Genomic DNA, 17,404 nt, shown 5'->3' with positions numbered 1-17,404 from the left:
GATGTGCAGGACTGGTGTGGCGAAGGCCCCGGCCTTGCGAGTACCACACCCGCGAGTCCCACGAGCCCGACCAGTCCCGTGACTCCGACGACTCCGACGACCCCGACGACTCGCGTGAGCCCGACCACTCCTGTGCGCCCGACGACCACGACGACCCCGACCAGTCCCACGAGCCCGACGACCCCGACCAGTCCCACGAGTCCGACGACCCCGACCAGTCCCACGAGCCAGGGCAGTTGATCGTGAGCTTTGATGCCCTCACGACTTTCGATTCCCGGGAGCTCGTGTAGATCGACCGGAACGTTTCAGCGCGTCGGGACCGCCCGCGGCGGAGTCTGTGCCTTCGCGCCCCTCGGCGATCCGATCGTCGAGAACCGCAACGACCAGATCGTCCGCGCCGGGGAAGTGGCGGTAGAGCGTACTGGACCGACGCCGGCGCGCCGGGCGATCTCCTCCAGGCTCGGCCCAGGTCCCTTCTCGTTGAACGCTTCGCGGGCAGCGCTCACCAATCGCGACCGATTGCGTTGTACGGCCGTGCGCGGCGCCTGCATGCGGCACGCCGCTTTTCGCGTCTCCACCAGGCAGTTTTTGGGAACGGCTACCTGATTCCTCGCCGTGGGCATAAGCTCCGGCTACTCGGCGATCGGTTTTGGCTGGGCAACTCGGGAGGTTGCCCCGAGACGGTGGGAGTGGCGCGATGTCGTATCTAGTTGCGTTGCCCGAGGCAATGTCCGCCGCGGCCACGAATGTGGCTTCGATTGGGTCGGTGGTCGAGACGGCGCACCAGACCATAGCGGGCGCCACTACCGCAGTAGTGGCCGCGGCCGAGGACGAGGTGTCCGTGGCGATCGCGGAGCTGTTTTCCGCTCACGGCCAGGGCTATCAAGCGCTGAGCGCACAAGCTGCGGCTTTTCATGGGCAGTTTGTGCGGGCGTTGAATGGCGCGGCCGGGGCGTATGGCGCCGCCGAGGCGGCGAACGCTTCGCCGTTGGCGAGCATCGAGCAGGCGTTGCTCGGTGTTCAGCAGGAAGTTCAGCAGTTCCCCACGACACTGTCCGCCGGAATCACCAACGAACTCAACTTCCTCACTTCCGAGCCGGGCTCTCCACTCTTAGCGTTGTTCACCGGGGACAATCCGCTACTAGGGATAGGGATCAGCAACACCCCGCCGCGGTTGTTGCCGTTGCTGCTCGGAGAGACGGTCCAGCACACCACATATAACGGGATGCCCGTCGTGCAGATCACGCCGGCGCACCCCACCGGCGATTACGTGGTCGCCATTCACGGTGGCGCGTTTATCTTTCCGCCCTCCATCTTTCATTGGCTGCAGTACACGGTGACGGCCTACCAGACCGGCGCGACCTTCGAAGTGCCGATCTACCCGTTGGTGCAGCAGGGCGGCACCGCCGGCACGGTTGTACCCCAGATGGCCGGTCTCATCTCCTCGCAAATCGCTCTACACGGGGCCTCGCACGTCAGCGTGATGGGCGACTCCGCGGGCGGCAACCTCGCACTGGCGGCCGTCCAATACATCGTGCAGACGCCCGCGCTCGGCCCGGTCCCGAATTCCCTGGTGTTGGTGTCCCCGTGGCTAGACCTGGCGTCGACCGGGGGGCAGATCGGCAAGGTGTGGGCGGGCGGTCTTCCGCTGACCAACCCCGAGGTGAGCCCGCTGTATGGGTCGCTGAGCGGACTTCCGCCGACCTATGTCTACTCGGGCTCGCTGGATCCACTCGAAGCATCGGCGGTCGCCCTCCAGCAACTAGCCGTAGCCCAAGGGGCCCCGATGGGTTTCGAATTCAACAACGGCGGCATTCACGACTGGGTTCTGCTTACGCCCCTCGGCCCGCTGTCCTGGCCGCAGATCGACCAGCAACTCGGCATCGCGGCCTGACGCAACGAACGATTCCCCGGCGGCCGCATAACGGCCGGCCGCTTTTACCTCGAACGCCCTTAACCCGACTGTCGCTGCGGCACACGCGCAGCCGGGAAGCGATGAATCCTGGGCAGCGGGTCCGTCATCGGGCTTCGCGCGCGGGAGCGGAAGGACTCAAGTAGTCCACTACTCTAGCTGGTCCGGCATCAGCGGCGGAATCGTAACGAGCGGGACAAAGCAAATAACGTCTCCGCGATGCGAAGGGGTTGTCATGGACGCCCAAGGGTCAAAGACTGTGCACGACAGGCCGACTGGCGAGGTCATCACGACCGCGGCGGCATGCTTACGCGGCATCGTCCCGACACGATTTCGTTGGTGGCTCGGCATCCCGGGCGCGATCTTGATCGGTTTGGGCATGTACCTGTTCGCGGCGTATTGGCGGAGGGCCGATGCGGAATACCTGTTCACGGTGATCTTTAGCAAGAATCCAGAATTCCTCTGGAAGGGAATACCCGCTTTTGCGGTGAAGGCGCTGAGTGACGCTCTGCGCTTCGATTGCTTGGTGATCCCCGGTTACTGCGTGGCGCTCATTGTCTGTGCCCTGGTCTTCAGGTTTCTAGCGTTCTCCGAGTCCGGCAAGAAGCTGAGCCGATACATCCTTGCTGCGGCGGTAGTGGCCACGGCCGCACACATACTCGAGGACGTTTTCATTTACTGCGTGCTGCACCGGACGCCCGGCGGGTTGCTCAGCCGCGTGCCCAACGCATTCTGGATCTACGCGCCCGCGGCGGTGGCAACCGTGAAATGGTGCGCACTCGTGGTGGCGGTGACGGCGGTACCGGCAGCGGTTTTCTCGGTAATCCGGGCGATCCTGTCGCACCGGCGCATGCGCAGGTACCGGCGACGGCACAATGGCCGAAACTGGTGGGACGAAGCACTGTCGGCGCCCGCGCCGGGGCCGGAGGAGGGTGACGTCGAGGCGGCCTGGCGTCGGGCCTATTACGTACCGGACGGCGAAGGCCCGGCCCGCAGTCACGATGACGGCTCCGTACCGACGCCAACGGCGTTGTGCCTGTCCGGCGGCGGAATCCGCTCTGCCTGTGTGGCGATGGGCGCAATGCAGCAGCTCGCCCGTCCGCGAGGTGCCGTCACGAACGCGTGGCCGAAGGGACCGGCGCTTGACGATTTCGACTATGTGATCTCGGTATCTGGCGGCGGGTTCAGCGCCGGGGCGCGGGTGCTCGCCGTTCAACCTGAGCCAACGAGTGACCGCCGGGGCGACGACGCGATCGCGCGGCTATCTGACCGGTTTAGTGCCGGCTCAGTCGAATTCGACTACCTGCGCCGCCACTGCGACTACCTCGCTGATTCGCCGCTCGCGCTACTGCGGGCGCTCGCCGAGGTTTTCAAGAACCTTTTGGCGTCGCTGCTCATCGTGGCGTCGTCGGCCGTCATTCTGGGCTGGCTGCTGGGCATGTTCGTAAATTATTTTCCGTTCAGGGCAGTGGTTCCCTACCGGGGTGTCGTACCGCCGTCTAGCCCGGTTGGGCACCAGCGGGTGGATATCGAAGCGCTTCACGCCCGCCCGGTAGCGGCGGTTGCGGCCATCGCGATTCCCGTTGCGGCACTGATCGTCTGCGTCATCCTTGGCCTGATCTGCGAGTGGGCCTCCACGTCGCGGTGGAGCTCCCTGTGCCAAGACTGTTTCGGCCGGTGGGGCCGTAGGTCCGCGTTGCTGGCTTTGCTGGTATTCGGTCTCAGCGTCGCGGGACCCGCGCTCATGTGGCTGTGCATGCAACGACCGGACAAAGGGCCGGTGGGGGCGATCGGCGGTATCGCGGCCGTGGTAACGCTGCAGTTCTCGACGACCCTGTTGTCGATGACGTCGAAAAAGGACAGCCCGGTAAATCCCTCGCGGTGGCTGAAATTGATTCCGTCGGGAGTCGTGCGCATTGCCTTGGTCGTTTTGACGTTGGGCGTGCTACTGACCGCGTGGCTGCTGCTGCTCGGAATCGTCGCTGGCCACGTCTTCAACATGGAGATCCACCAAGCGATCCTCAATCCGACCCGCAGCCGCCAGCCTTTGACGTCCGACATTCAGTGGCTATACCTGGGTGGGGTCGCGCTGCTTGCTCTGCTGCTGAGTAGCTTTGACGTGACCTCGCTCAGCCTGCACCCGTTCTATCGGCAACGATTGGCGCACGCGTTCGCTGTCCGGCGGCACTGCGGGAAGGCTGTGGAGTACAAGCCCTGCGAGTCGACGTGGCTTGACCAGTATGGCAAGACTCAGACCGGTGGTCCGAAATTCGTGTTTGCCTCGGCCGCCGCCATCTCTGATGGTGACATCCGGCCGGCACCTGGCCTCAATGCCGTGTCGTTCGTCATGACTGCCGATTACGTTGGCGGGCCGGCCCTCGGCTGGCTCAAGACTGAGGAACTTCGCCACGCATCACCCCCGCGCATTCAGCGCGACCTCACCGTCCAAGCAGCGATGGCGGTGAGCGGAGCGGCGTTCGCCTCGGCAATGGGAAGGCAGGGCCAAGGCATTCAGTCGCTGCTGGCGCTGTCCGGCGCCCGGCTGGGAACCTGGCTGCCCAACCCACTTTTCGTGCGGAACATTCAGCTCAACGCGGCCGACCCTTCGTTCCCCAAGGCGCTGCCTTCGGTGCGGGGAGCCGGGTACTTCTACCGAGAGCTGTTAGGGATCAATAAGTTCGATGCGCGACTCGTTCAAGTCACCGACGGCGGACACTACGAAAACCTTGGCCTCGTCGAGGCCCTGCGTCGGCGGTGCCGACTGATCTACTGCATCGACAGCAGCGGCGACTGTCCTCCGTTGCTGTCCGGTCTGTCCGACGCAATCAGGCTCGCCAGATTCGAACTCGGCGTTGAGATCACCATGGAAAACGGCGGACCGTTCGGTGTGGAAAATCTCGCGCCGGGATCCGGCGATCAGTTCTGCGATAGTAACGCGTTTTGCAGCCTCAACGCCCGCGTCACCAAATGCGCTGTCGCACGGGGAAGGATCACCTATCCCGAAGCAGCAGGAATCGAAACGGAGGAAGCCAGAACCGGATGGCTGATCATTGCCAAAGCTGTGTTGTGGCAGGAGCTGCCCGATTGGGTTTTGACCTACGCCGCGGAGCACGGTGGCGCAGAGTTCCCCCACGACAACACATCTGACCAATGGTTTTCCGAGGGGCAGTTCGCTGCGTATACGGAGGTGGGTCGCAGCATCGCCGTGAGTGCGATGAAGGTTCCCGGTGACGGCAGCTTCCCCGCAACCGAATCCCCGGTGCAAGTGGTAAACGGCGCCGAGCCCGCAGAGTCGCCCAGACCGGCGGCATGACTACAACGGAAGGAGCCTTTCGATGATTATCCGCCCAAAGACGAACCATACCCGTGACGCAGGGGCGGGGCGGCTTATGCGTGCCACGCTTATCAGTGCGGGACTTGCGCTTGTCGCCAGTCCGTTCGTTATGCCGGCCAGCGCGCGCGCCGACTTGAACCAGCAGTTCTACCAGTTCTGCATCACGAACCTTGGTCAGGGCAACGACTACTGCTGCGCGCATGCGGGTGGCAACGTGAAGGGCAGCAGTTGCCTGGATCCGGCTACCGGAAACGTCATCTCGCCGGCGGCGGTAAGGCAGGGCTGAAGGTCAACCAGACAAAAGTGGCGTGGACGACGGCGTCGGCGCGGGCACAGTGAACCGTCCGCGGCGCAGCTTTGAGTCAATGCCGGAGAATCTCGAAGCCGGTCCCCGCGTCGAATCCGGTCGCCGCAACTCCCCAACCAGAGATGCCGGTCAAAGGCTCCCCCTGATCGCTCAAAGGTGAGGGGCGCAGGCCCTGGGAACGGGCTAAAATTCGGGGCGCACGCCGGCGAACTCAAGGGGGACCATCATGACGGGTGGGTACAAGGTCGATCCCGCCGCGCTGCACGTCGGCAGCAATGACATGTTCAACGCGATCGGCGAGGCCGCTGTGGAATTCATGGGCCATGAGGACGGGTTGGCGGGGGCCGCTCCGGGCTGGGTCGGATCCTCGCAGCTGGCGTTGGGTGAGCTGGCGGCGCGGTGGGAGCTTCGCCACGACCAACACAAGTTGCGGGTGGACGGGTTGGGGTCGCACGTGGCCGAGGCGATGTTCAGCTATGCCACCAACGAGGACGACTCGGCGCGAGATTTCAGGTCGTTGCGGGACTAGGGGTAGCACGTGGGGCCGTTGACCCCCAATGACGTCAAGCGATGGGATCTCGGCGCAATCCAGCAGGTGTTCGAGACGGCCAACGGGCGCGCCAGCACCTTGCAGCGGTTGGGCGACAACCTGCAGCAGGTCCACAACGTTCTGGGCGGCTGGGACGGGGAAGCCGGCGAGGCGTTTCGCGCCGACCTGGGCAAGGCCCGCCGCGACATCGAGGCAGACGGCCAGGAGTCCAGGCAGGTGGCCGCGGCGGTGTCACACGCCGAGGCCGACGTGCGCGCGTGCAAGAACGAGCTGGCCGATATTGAGCGCGCCGCCGATGCCAAGGGCTGGAAAATCACGCCGGACTGGCGAATCGATGTGGGGGACACCTGGATTGGGCGCGATACCTTGGAGTTCGCCGCACAGCAGCAGGTGCTGCAGGATCGACTGATCCTGTTGAAGGCGCACGCCGAGAGCGCCGACCACGAGCTTGCCGCCGCCATCCGGGGGGCGGTGGGCGAAATTCCGTTGGATGCCGGCGGACGTCCGCCGGCCGGCGGCCCACCGCCACAGCAGGGACGGCCCAAGCCCGGCGGAGCGCGCCACCCGCGGTCGCTGGAGGACATGCTGGTGCCCGGCGGCCCGGCAGACCCCGCGGCCGGGGATGGCCCGCCGTCGGACGCGCCCGCTCCGGCTGGCGGCGGCGGAGGAAAGCCGCGGTCGCTGCAAGACCTCCTGCTGCCGACCGACAAGCCGCCGCCGGGCGGCCCGGGCGATCAGCCGCAACCTGGCAGCCTGCCGGACCTCTTGAGCCGGCTTCATCAGCCCGTTGTCCCTGGGCCGCCGCCCCAGCTCAAACCCGCAGACGTGGAGAGCTTCAAGGCGATGGTGCGCCAATCCATGATCCGCAACGGTGTGCCGCCGGAGCAGATCGAGACCCGGCTGAATGACATCGTGGGCCGCAGCCAGCAGTGGATCGACAACGGAATGCCGACCTACGTTCCCCCCGAACCGAAGCCGCCGCCACCGCCGGGATTCGGCGAAGGCTTCGCCGACCGCTGGTTTGCCACCGAACAGGGCATCCACAACCTTCTCGGGGTCGGCGGCCCCGGAGCGCCCGGTGTGCTCGAGTCGTGGCAGCAGATGCTCAAGGGGACGGTCGAGAGCACCGTAAACCCGTTCGGCACCGCAGTGGGCGAGGTCAAAAACGCGCTTGACTCACCGAGTCCGGCTTACTACCTGGGAGGCAAAGCCTCCGACGGCGCCTTCGCCGTGCCGGGCCTGCTCTTCGGCGGGGAAGGGGCAGGGATTGGCCGCCTGGCGGACATCGATGCCGCCGCCGCAGTCGATTATGGCCCAACGCATTTGCCGCACATGCCGGTCGGCCTCGATCAACCCATGGTTTACCAACCGTTTGCAGACCTGGCTGGGCAGGATCTCTATTCCTCCTTCGTGCATGGGGAAACCACCACGGGCTTGAGCCGACAACTTGCCGACATGTCGACTCACTACGTGGGCGACAATCCAGACCGAGTAGTCCTCGGCAATTTCGACGAATACCACCGTGGCTACATTGGCGAAGCCAGGGATCATGGCGGAATTTACTTCGATACTGGCGGGCCGGTCTGGGAGGCCATGACCGATGGGCTTCCCAAGCTTGTCGGCAACGACCTCGCGTGGCAGGTCAACGAACAGTTTCTCCGCGGCCAGATGGAAAGCCATGTCGGTCGTATCGAGTACCTCCTCGACCACGACGAGTACGCTTCGCTTGAAGACATGGCGGTGGATCGCGCGACGTCGTTCTCCGCGCGGGAGATAAACTTCCTCAACCAGAACGCAGCCGCATATGGATATGAACGCGTTGGTGACTCTTGGGTTTATGTGGGGGATGCATCAAAATGACGGCCGGGTTTTCTTCAGAAGTTCAAACGATAGTGGGACCGCTGCTAGCTGAACTCGGTTTCGTTTTGGACGAGGTAGACGACAGTCCTGACCAAGGCGGCATCGAACGACACATCGTCTACTACCGGTCAAGCGACTGCAAGATGCAGATTTACGAATACAGTCGTGAGGGTGAGGTGAACAGCATGATTGCGACGTTAGACGCACCAAACGAGTTTGGCTTGACAAGCAAGCAATGGCATTACATCAGCAAGTTCTCAAAACGATCGGATGTTCCGCCGCAGGAACGTCTGAGACTTGCAATAGCTGAAGCCAACACGTACGCCAACCCGCTGGAATGGGTGCGAGATCGCATTGCCAAGTATTATGAGTCGGCGCACGCCGGCATTCTTGAAATGTATGGATTCGGCTGACCGCGGCGACACGGTGATGTGCCTCCGCCAATGGGGGTCAAAGATTTTCAGAAAAAAGGTAAGAAACGAGACATCGACTGGGGTGGGGGCGGCGGAAACAGAGACTTTCTTGGGCCGATACGCTGTGTGCGAAGTTAGGCCAGGTTGGCAGCCTCGATGATGTTCTCTACTGGTACACCGAAGGCGTAGTTACGAGTCAGGCGGCCAAACGGGTGGGGGATCGCGCGGGACGCTTCAAACACGAGTACCAGGTACTGAGCCAGTTTGATGTTGCTTGGGCGAAGCGCCGGGTGCACGAACTCGCCGCCCTTTTCCGTAATGGCCAGCCCGAAGATATTGCCCTACTTCCCGACATCGGCGAAGCGCTATGACGACGGCTCAGGTGGCTGCTACGCGCGTGTCAGACGCCGATCAGGCGCCCGCCTCGATGGCCGCGACCCTCGCGGCCGCGTCGGGCCCACAGAAGCGCTGAAGATCCACCGGGCCCGCGGACACTAGATCGTTGATGCGCCGCATGAGGTCGCCGGAAGAGAGATGGGCATACAGGCTCGCGCCTGGGCACGACGTCGCGGCCAGGTCGCGATGGCCGGCCAGCGTGTCGGTCGCGATGCGGAAATTCTGCACGGCCCACGCGAACGCCAGCGCCGCTCCGTGCAGCTGGGCCTCCGACACGGCCTCCTGATCGAAGTCTCCTTCGCACAGCACCAGGAAATGGCCCGTCGTGTTGTAGTCGGTTGCGGTGTCGCCGGCGATTTCGGTGCTCCGCAGTTCGTAGATGTTGCCGTTGCGGTCGACGCCGACGTGATAAGCGATGTCGATCCAGCCCTTCTGGTCTTGGTGGTAGCGCTGGTCCTGCCGGAGGCGGCCCGGGGCGTTGCGGTTGTCGCCGAGGACGACGGCCTCGTGGTGGAGGGTCATGCGGGTGATGGTGTGCGGCTTGCCACCGGGTCGGGCAGCCTGCGCGCCCCACGCGTCTCGGCACAGCAACTGAGCCGACGTGGCGGCGGTCAGCCGGACACCGGTCGTCGGCGTCGAGCACGCACCGAGCATCGATGCCACGCCGAGACCGCCACCCAGCGCCAGGAGCAGGCGGCGGTCGAGGAGACCCGCGGGTTCGTCGGGTCGATCCGGTGTGGGCACCTGTTGAACCTGCCCTGCGCTCCCGACGCGGTCAAGAGCCGACGCGAAACCGCTGCGGCTCTTTCTCCGTCCACCGCGGCCGGCGGACCTTTAATCTCCTGCAATGGACCGCATCTGGCAGTGGGCGTGGGATCGCTGCGGGGCAAGGTATTACTGGTGGGCTCTGACCCTGGCCGCGTTTCTGGTTACGTTACCGATCTACCTCATCTTCTTGGCGTTGCCGATTACCGCTTTCGAGAAGTCCGACCGCTACCTCGAGGCGACGGCCATCACCGTGGTCGCGGTGCTGGTGCTCGTCGGCATCATGTCTCTTCCGAACCGCCGATGGGCACGCCTCTGGGAGCAGTGGGCGGCTGGCCACGACGTCGATCGGGAGACCGCCCTCGATGCCACCTATTCCTACTCTCGGGCCACGGTTCCTCGAACGGTGTGCGCCACGGGCGTATGGGCCGCCGCGTTGGCGGTCGTGCTGGGCGCGGTCGCCGGAGCGCCGAAGTTCCGGCTGATCGAATACGCGATACTCGGCGCGGCCATCGCAGTGGCGATCCAACTGGTCGCATTTCACAGCATCGTGGAAGCAACGATGCGGCCGGTCCGAATCGCCCTCGCCGGTGACACAGGCATCGGCGATGCATTGCCGCGCTCACGTCCGACGTTTGCCGCGCGGTCGAACGTGTCGGTGGTTGCCGCAGCATTTGCCTACGCCGTCGGCGGCGCTTGGCTGGCGGTCGTGCTGGGTCATGTCCGCGACGCCCCGATCCTCTCCGTCGTGATTGGATGCGCGTTGGCCGTCGTGTTCGCCGTGCCGGTCACGGTCGGCCTGGGATTCTCACGCTCCTTGCAGCCCGTTCGCGACCTCGCCGCAGGCGCCGACCGCGTGGCGGCTGGGGATTATGGCCAACGCCTGCCGGTCGTTCAGGACGACGACCTGGGCGCGCTGGCCGCGTTGTTCAACCGCATGCAGGCGGGGTTGGCCGAGCGGCAGCGGCTTCAGGGCGCATTCGGAACCTACGTCGATCCCGCCTTGGCTGCGCGGCTGCTCGAGCAGGGCGACGACGTGTTCACCGGTGAGCGCCGCGAGGTGACCGTGATGTTCGTCGACATCCGCGACTTCACTCCGTTCGCCGAGGCGAATACCGCCGAGGACACGGTGGCCCGGCTCAACGCTCTGTTTGAGATCGTCGTGCCTGCCGTCGTCGGCGCCGGGGGTCACGTCAACAAGTTCCTCGGTGACGGGGCGTTGGCAGTCTTCGGCGCACCGAACGACCTCGCCCAGCACGCCGACGCGGCGGTATCGGTCGCCGTGTTGATTCAGCGGCTCGTGGACGAGCGATTCGGCGGTGCGCTGCGGATCGGGATCGGGATCAACACCGGCGTCGTGATCGCCGGCACCATCGGGGGCGGGGGCAAGCTGGAGTTCACCCTGATCGGTGACACGGTCAACGTCGCTGCGCGCGTCGAGCAGCTCACCAAGGCGACGGGCGACGCGATCCTGCTGACCGAACCGTGCGTCGACGCACTGGCGTCAAGACCGCCCGGGCTCATCGAACGTGGACCGCAACCGTTGAAGGGCAAGTCGGCCGCGGTGCGCATCTTCACGGTCGGGTGGGAGACGGCTTCGTCACCCTAGTATGTGACGTACGTCACACTCATCTGCTTCCGCTAACAGACGCTCACTGCCGCTGGTAGAACGCACGTACCGCTGATAAACACACGTCAAACATGCGTAATCTTTGCTGGGGGCGAAGTCCTGACAGCGATCAGGGAGGAATTTGCCGTTGACCGCAGGTGTCCACGACGCGACGGCGGCCGAACCAACCACTGAGACAGCAGACAAGCAGGTCTCTGTCGATGTCCTTGCGAGCACCACTACCAACGGGGAATACCTCTCCCACCCGCCGAAGTCGGCCGAGCCGGACGATCGCCCGCCAGTCACAGAGCCATCGGTCGGCCGCCACTACGTCACGATGCTGGGCAGACCGCTGCGGTACGGCGTCAACCAGCTCGATTCCTCGTTGCAGACTTTAGGCCGTTTCTTCGACCTGGCCGCCCAGTCGTTCGTGTACCTGCTCAGGGACTTGATCAGGTTGCGGCACCCGTGGCGCGACACCCTCAACCAGGCCTGGTTCATCATCAGCGTCACGGCGATACCCGCGTTACTGGTCTCCATCCCGTTCGGGGTCATCGTGGCGGTGCAGGTGGGCAACTTCATCCAGCAGGTCGGCGCTTCGTCGGTCTCCGGTGCCGCCGGCGGCCTCGGGGTGATCCGTCAGGGCGCGCCGGTCGTCGCCGCGTTGTTGCTGGGCGGTGCGGCCGGTTCGGCGGTGGCCACCGACCTCGGCGCCCGCACCATTCGGGAAGAGGTGGACGCGCTGCGCGTCATGGGCATCGATCCGGTGCAGCGGCTGGTCACCCCGCGCCTGGCGGCGATCGTGATCGTGGCGCCGGTGCTGTGCTCCTTCATCATCTTTATGGGGCTGGCGGCGGGCTACGCCATCAACGTCGGCTTCCAGTCCGGCACCCCGGGTAGCTACATCGCGTCGTTCGCGTCCTTCGCCAGCGTCAACGACGTCATCGTCGCCGTCCTGAAGACCTGGCTGTTCGGCGTCGTCGTGATCCTCGTGGCCTGCCAGCGTGGACTCGAGGCCAAGGGCGGTGCGCGCGGGGTGGCCGACGCGGTCAACGCCTCCGTGGTCATCGGCATCGTGGCGGTGTTCGTCCTCAACCTGCTGATCACCCAGGGCCTGTCGATGTCCATGCCCCTAAGAGTGGGCTGATGGCAACCCCGGCACGGTACCGGCCCGCGCCCCTGCGGGCCTCGTCCTGGGTTGCCGGCCGGGGTGACTCGCTGATCCAGCGCCTCGGACACCAGGTCACCTTCGGATTCCAGGTGCTCGGTGCGATTCCGCACACGCTGAAGCGTTACCGGCACCAGACCGGGGTGTTGTTGGTCGACATGATCTGGGGGAACGGATCGCTCATCGTCGGTGGCGGCACCATCGGCGTGCTGATCTTCATGGGTGCGGCGGTCGGCGGTTCGGTGGGAATCGAAGGATACGGAGCCCTCGACATGGTCGGCATGGGCCCGCTGACCGGGTTCGTCTCCGCGTATGCGAACACCCGGGAGATGGCGCCGATGATCGCGGGGATCGGCTTCGCGGCCCAGGCGGGGTGCCGCATGACCGCCGAGATCGGCGCCATGCGGATCTCGGAGGAGATCGACGCGTTGGAAGCCCTTGGCATTCAGTCGATCCCGTTCGTGGTCACGACCCGGGTCATCGCCGGGATGATCACCATCATTCCGCTGTACGTCGTGACGCTGGCGTTGAGCTATGTGTCGTGCGCGTTGGTGGTCAATGTGCTGCACGGGCAATCCTCGGGCACCTACTACCACTACTTCGACTCCTTCATCCACCCCTCCGACGTGGTGTTCTCGGTGCTCAAGGCCGTCATCTTCGTGACGCTGATCATTGCCATCCACTGCTACCAGGGCTACTTCGCCAGCGGTGGTCCGGAGGGTGTCGGCCGGGCCTCGGGGCGTGCCATCCGCGCCAGCATCGTCACCGTGGTCGCCGCCGACATGGTGCTGACGCTGTTGTTCTGGGGCAACAATCCCGGCATTCGGATATCGGGGTAGGGATGCCGTTACCGCCAGGGTCGGACCAAGGAGTGCGGGCGCCCAGCTCGCGCTCGTTGCGGATCAGGGGCCTCATCGCCGTGCTGGCGCTGAGCATCGCCGGCATAGCGCTGTATCAACTGGGCAACGGCGGCTACGACGACACGTTCAAGCTGACCGTGGTGGCCGAGTCGATCGGCGAGGGTCTGACGCCGGGTGCGGAGGTGAAGTTTCGCGGGCTGACGATCGGATCGGTGAAAACGCTGCAATCGGCCGGATACAACAAGCAGAAGATCACGGTGGAACTCGAGCCGCGCCAAGCCAGGGCCCTGGCCGCCGACACGACGGCCAACTTCATGTCGTCCAACACTTTTGGCCTCGCGGCGGTCGAACTGGTCAGCAGCGGCGCCGGCGCCCGGCTGAGGCCGAACCAGACGCTGCTGATAGGCAGCAACGTCCGGTCGACCTCCATCACCGGGCTGCTGCGTCAGGGCCAGAAAATCGGCAAGATGGTGGACTCGCCCGATGTCGACCACATCATCGAGATAGTGCGTCGGCACGCCGAGCTGACCGAGCCGGTGACCCGGTCATACTTCGATCTGATCAAGATGCTCGTCGACGCCCAGAAGGTGCCCTTCTCGCGGTCGCTATCGGTGTTCGCCTCGGTGGTCAACGGCGCCAGCGACGCCATCCCGCTCATCGGACTGGCGTATGACCTACTCAATGGGATGGAATTTCTGGCCCATCCCGACGGGGTCGAGCGCATGAACGTGATCCTGGACCAGACCGCGAAGCTCCTCTTCAAGGCGGACGGGATCTTCGCGAAGAACATCGCCTGGCTCGCGCCCTTCATGAAATCGATGATGGATGTGTTGCTGCCCCTCTCGTACCTCCAGGGCAGCCAGGCTCCGGTCTATGACCGGCTTTCGGGTCTGCTGGACCGCACCAGTGCCGCGTTTCCGATCATCGACGGCAAGGTCCGCATGCAGATCGAGGTCACCCTGGACGCCATGCCGGGGCTGGCGGCGGCCCTACCGCCCCCGCCGCCCGCGCCCGCGCCCCAGCGGGGTGGCCGGTGAGAAGCGTTACCAAATCGGCGATTTGGCTGACCATCTTCACCGCGGTATCGGTGGTGTGCACGCTCATCGTGCTGACCGCCTTGCGCAGTCCCGTCACCGGCGCGGTTTCCCGCTACACCGCGGCGTTCTCCGATGTGTCGGGTCTCTACACCGGTGACGACGTCCGCATCTCCGGCGTGCAGGTCGGCAAGGTGGAAACCATCCGCCTCGACGGCCGGATCGCCAAGGTGGACTTCACCGCGCAAGACGATCACCCGGTGTTCGCCAACACCGTTGCCGCGGTGCGCTATCAAACCCTGGTCGGCCAGCGCTACGTGGAACTCGTCCAGCCGGCCAAGCCGGATCGGCGGCTGCCGGCCGGGGGCGCCCTTGGCCTCGGGCAGACGATTCCCTCGTTCGATGTCGCGAAGCTGTTCAACGGGTTTCGGCCGATTTTTCAGACCCTCGACCCCGCCCAGTTCAACCTGTTGGGCGAGAACCTGCTGCGGTTGATCCAAGGCGATGAGAACGGCATCGGCCCGTTCCTGCACGACCTCGACGTCATTTCCAAGTTGGCCGTGAACCGCCAGGCCGTCATCACCGCCGTGCTCCGCAATCTCAGCGCGATCTCCCAGGATCTAGGCGGCAAATCGCAGCAACTGTTTCATCTCATCGCCACGCTCAACGACGTGGTGACCAAGTTCGGTTCCAAGGCCGAGGAGTTTCGCGCGGCGATGAACGAAGGTCTGCCCGTCCTGCGGAACACCACCCACATCTTGCAATACACCGAGCACACTTTCGACGGGACGACGGTTCCGCTCTACGACCTGACCAGCCGCATGTGGCCACAGACCGCGACGATCATCGCGGGCCTGTCGCTCACGCCGTCGCTGATTCAGGGAATGCGGGACTGGCTGGTCGACGACCAGCCCGCCAGACCGGCGTTTTCGTGCTCGCACGGCGAGGTCACCCTGCCGGGGATCGGACAGGTGTCGTTCGCCCAGCAGAACCTGGTGGTGTGCCGGTAATGCTGTTCGGGGACAAGAGCGTACGACGGCGGCGTCCCGTGCTCGACGAGCGCGCCGCCGCGGTCCGCAGCCGCCGGCACGGCATCATCGGCGTCGTCGTCATCGTTGCGGCGTTGGCCGCCACCGCGATGGCCTACCTCAATCCGACCGGCCAGACCGGTTATGCCGCGCGCTTGTCCAACTCCGGCGGTGTGCGCGCCGGCGACCAGGTTCGCATCGCCGGCATCCCGGTCGGGAAGGTCACCGGCATCCGGCTCGACGGCGCCGCCGTCGAGATGAAGTTCGACGTCGAGCGCTCGGTGCTGGTCGGTTCGGAATCCACGCTGGACATCAAGCTGCTCACCCCGCTGGGCGGCCACTACGTGGCGCTCGACCCGAAGGGCGCTCTGCCGCTGGGCCGCAACGTGATTCCGCCGCAACGGGTCACGCTGCCGTTCGAGGTCAACGACATCATCCAGGCGGCAACCCCGCTGATCAAGGAAGTCAACGGCCAAGTCATCCACGACACGTTCACCGAGGTAGCCAACGCCGCCAACAAATTTCCCGACGCGGTGCGCGACCTGCTCCGGTCGGCCAATGCGTTGACAAGCTCGATGAGCAAGTCCACCGCCGACTTCCATCGCAGCCTGGACTTCACCAACAACGGCCTGCGGGCCACGGTCGCCGCGCGTAAGCAGCTCATCACGCTGTTCGAGCAGCTGAACATCATCGGCCAGTCCTACACCTCGAAGTCGGTCGACATTGTCGAGTTCTTCGGCCTGCTCAGCGAACTGGCCCGCATCCTCGACCGCATCGTGGTGTTCTACGGCCGGGAGGTCGGGCCGGTTGTCAACGGACTCGAAGACATCACCGACACGCTGAACGCCCATCCCGAGCGGTGGGGGGAGGCGCTCGAAGGCCTGGGGCAGACCCTCAACATCGTGTTGCCGATGCTCAGTGGCAACGGCGTCGTCTTCGACCAGCACAGCCGGCTGGTGCCCGGGCAGGACCTGTGCCTGCCCAACATCATGAGGAACTGTTGAGATGGGCAGGTTGTCGGCGCTGCGCCCGCGGTTGCGTTCCCGGTGGGGTATCGCCGCGGTGGTGGCCGTCGTCGCGGCGGTCGCGGCGGCCGTGGTCTTCGGCGCCAGGGTCGTGGCGCCCGGCCACACCCGCGCGATGTGCGCCGAATTCACCGACGCGGTAGGGCTTTATCCCGGCAACAAGGTGGCGCTGCTGGGTATCGAGGTCGGCACGACGAGCGCGATCGTCAACAAGCCCGACCACGTCGAGGTCGACTTCACCGTGCCCACCGACCTCGACCTACCGGCCGACGTCGGGGCGGTCACCTACTCGCAATCGATTGTCACCGACCGCCACATCGAACTGACCAAGCCCTACACCTCGGGACCGAAATTCACCGGGCCGGGGTGCATCAAGCTGAAGTCCACCAAGACCCCGATCAGCATCAGCGAAACCTTCAACGCCATAGGCAAGCTCGCCGACGCCATCATGGAACCGCAACACGGCCAAGACCCGTCCCGGGCGCCGGGCGTGCAGGCCATCAACGACAGCTTGCGCGCGGCCAGCCGCTCGCTGGATGGAACCGGAGCCGGCCTCAATCAGACGCTGCGCAATCTGGTCACCATGCTCGCCGACCCCTACAAGGCCGACGCCGACTACCGGCAGCTATTCGAAAACAGCGAAATACTCACCTCGGACTTCCTCAAGAACTGGGACAGTTTCGCGGGATTTGTCCAAACTCTTCCCGCGACCACCCAATTGGTCGAGGGCCTGTCGGACAACTTCGGAGCGGCGATGAGCCGCCTGTCGCATCTGTTGCCGATCCTGGTCGAGGCGGTGGAACGGTGGGGGCCGCGGGTCTATCAAAGACTCGACCACTGGATCGGCTGGCTGAGCGACATGCTGAACAGACACACCCCGGCCATCATGGCCATGATCAACTCGTGGCCGCAGTTCAGCCACTGGCTGAGCGACATCTACGAACCGGCGTGGGGAACCCACAACGTCACCTATATTCCACCGCAGGTGGCGATTTCACCGTCGCAGGCCGGTGCCATCTGTGAGGGGCTGCGGCAGCGGAACGTACCCGGGGCCGCGTCGGCGTGCGCGTCGGGCACCGCGTCGGATCCCGTCACCCTCGGCCTGACCGACCTCATCCTGGGGGCCGCGTTGTCATGACCCTC

The 17,404-nt window shown here is 64.9% G+C and carries 16 protein-coding genes; 15 read left to right on the top strand and 1 reads right to left on the bottom strand.

Annotated elements, in window-relative coordinates:
* The first annotated feature begins 14 nt into the window (after window positions 1–14).
* The 8 genes from MTAB308_RS08795 to MTAB308_RS30450 all read left to right on the top strand — a co-directional run bounded on the left by MTAB308_RS08795 (window position 15) and on the right by MTAB308_RS30450 (window position 8,747).
* A complete protein-coding gene (locus MTAB308_RS08795) occupies window positions 15–290 on the top strand; it encodes a hypothetical protein (protein ID WP_077099117.1) in 276 nt (91 codons plus the stop codon).
* A gap of 407 nt (window positions 291–697) precedes the next feature.
* Window positions 698–1,894: a triacylglycerol lipase LipY gene (gene lipY / locus MTAB308_RS08785; RefSeq protein ID WP_077099116.1), complete on the top strand. Its 1,197-nt coding sequence runs from the start codon at window positions 698–700 to the stop codon at window positions 1,892–1,894.
* Window positions 1,895–2,147: 253 nt separating this feature from the next.
* Entirely contained in the window at window positions 2,148–5,225 is a 3,078-nt protein-coding gene (locus MTAB308_RS08780) for a patatin-like phospholipase domain-containing protein (RefSeq protein WP_108637254.1), read from the top strand.
* 22 nt (window positions 5,226–5,247) lie between these two features.
* Entirely contained in the window at window positions 5,248–5,532 is a 285-nt protein-coding gene (locus MTAB308_RS28850) for a hypothetical protein (protein ID WP_157900929.1), read from the top strand.
* Between the two features lie 247 nt (window positions 5,533–5,779).
* Window positions 5,780–6,082 (top strand): RNA 2'-phosphotransferase, encoded by a 303-nt coding sequence (locus MTAB308_RS08775; protein WP_077099114.1) that lies wholly within the window; start codon window positions 5,780–5,782, stop codon window positions 6,080–6,082.
* 9 nt (window positions 6,083–6,091) lie between these two features.
* Window positions 6,092–7,963, top strand: coding sequence for a WXG100 family type VII secretion target (locus tag MTAB308_RS08770; RefSeq protein WP_077099113.1), 1,872 nt, complete (start codon window positions 6,092–6,094; stop codon window positions 7,961–7,963).
* Window positions 7,960–8,376, top strand: a complete 417-nt coding sequence (locus MTAB308_RS08765; RefSeq protein WP_157900928.1) for a hypothetical protein — start codon at window positions 7,960–7,962, stop codon at window positions 8,374–8,376. Before MTAB308_RS08770 ends, MTAB308_RS08765 begins: the two co-directional genes overlap by 4 nt.
* 122 nt (window positions 8,377–8,498) lie before the next feature.
* A complete protein-coding gene (locus tag MTAB308_RS30450; protein WP_077099111.1) occupies window positions 8,499–8,747 on the top strand; it encodes a hypothetical protein in 249 nt (82 codons plus the stop codon).
* A gap of 40 nt (window positions 8,748–8,787) precedes the next feature.
* Here the strand turns inward: MTAB308_RS30450 and MTAB308_RS08755 are convergent, their stop codons facing one another.
* Window positions 8,788–9,516, bottom strand: a complete 729-nt coding sequence (locus MTAB308_RS08755) for an N-acetylmuramoyl-L-alanine amidase (protein ID WP_245831351.1) — start codon at window positions 9,514–9,516, stop codon at window positions 8,788–8,790.
* Between the two features lie 103 nt (window positions 9,517–9,619).
* On the opposite strand from MTAB308_RS08755, the gene MTAB308_RS08750 reads away from it, so the two are divergent.
* From MTAB308_RS08750 to MTAB308_RS08720, 7 genes are all read left to right on the top strand, one after another.
* Window positions 9,620–11,146: an adenylate/guanylate cyclase domain-containing protein gene (locus MTAB308_RS08750; protein ID WP_077099110.1), complete on the top strand. Its 1,527-nt coding sequence runs from the start codon at window positions 9,620–9,622 to the stop codon at window positions 11,144–11,146.
* A 337-nt stretch (window positions 11,147–11,483) separates the two neighbouring features.
* Window positions 11,484–12,293 (top strand): MlaE family ABC transporter permease, encoded by an 810-nt coding sequence (locus MTAB308_RS08745; protein WP_077099109.1) that lies wholly within the window; start codon window positions 11,484–11,486, stop codon window positions 12,291–12,293.
* Window positions 12,293–13,153 carry an MlaE family ABC transporter permease gene (locus MTAB308_RS08740; RefSeq protein WP_077099108.1) on the top strand — a complete coding sequence of 287 codons (861 nt, stop codon included), beginning with the start codon at window positions 12,293–12,295 and terminating at the stop codon, window positions 13,151–13,153. The genes MTAB308_RS08745 and MTAB308_RS08740 overlap by 1 nt, the downstream gene beginning before the upstream one ends.
* 2 nt (window positions 13,154–13,155) lie before the next feature.
* On the top strand, window positions 13,156–14,211 hold the full coding sequence (locus tag MTAB308_RS08735) for an MlaD family protein (protein WP_077099107.1): 1,056 nt from the start codon (window positions 13,156–13,158) through the stop codon (window positions 14,209–14,211).
* Window positions 14,208–15,218, top strand: coding sequence for an MlaD family protein (locus MTAB308_RS08730; protein ID WP_077099106.1), 1,011 nt, complete (start codon window positions 14,208–14,210; stop codon window positions 15,216–15,218). Before MTAB308_RS08735 ends, MTAB308_RS08730 begins: the two co-directional genes overlap by 4 nt.
* Complete coding sequence (locus tag MTAB308_RS08725; protein WP_077099105.1) at window positions 15,218–16,240, top strand: MlaD family protein; 1,023 nt, start codon at window positions 15,218–15,220, stop codon at window positions 16,238–16,240. Before MTAB308_RS08730 ends, MTAB308_RS08725 begins: the two co-directional genes overlap by 1 nt.
* 1 nt (window position 16,241) lies before the next feature.
* A complete protein-coding gene (locus MTAB308_RS08720; protein ID WP_077099104.1) occupies window positions 16,242–17,399 on the top strand; it encodes an MlaD family protein in 1,158 nt (385 codons plus the stop codon).
* Window positions 17,400–17,404: the final 5 nt, after the last annotated feature.

It is taken from the genome of Mycobacterium terramassiliense, from assembly GCF_900157385.1.
GTDB classification, from domain to species: domain Bacteria; phylum Actinomycetota; class Actinomycetes; order Mycobacteriales; family Mycobacteriaceae; genus Mycobacterium; species Mycobacterium terramassiliense.
This window is presented reverse-complemented; position numbering and strand designations above follow the sequence as displayed.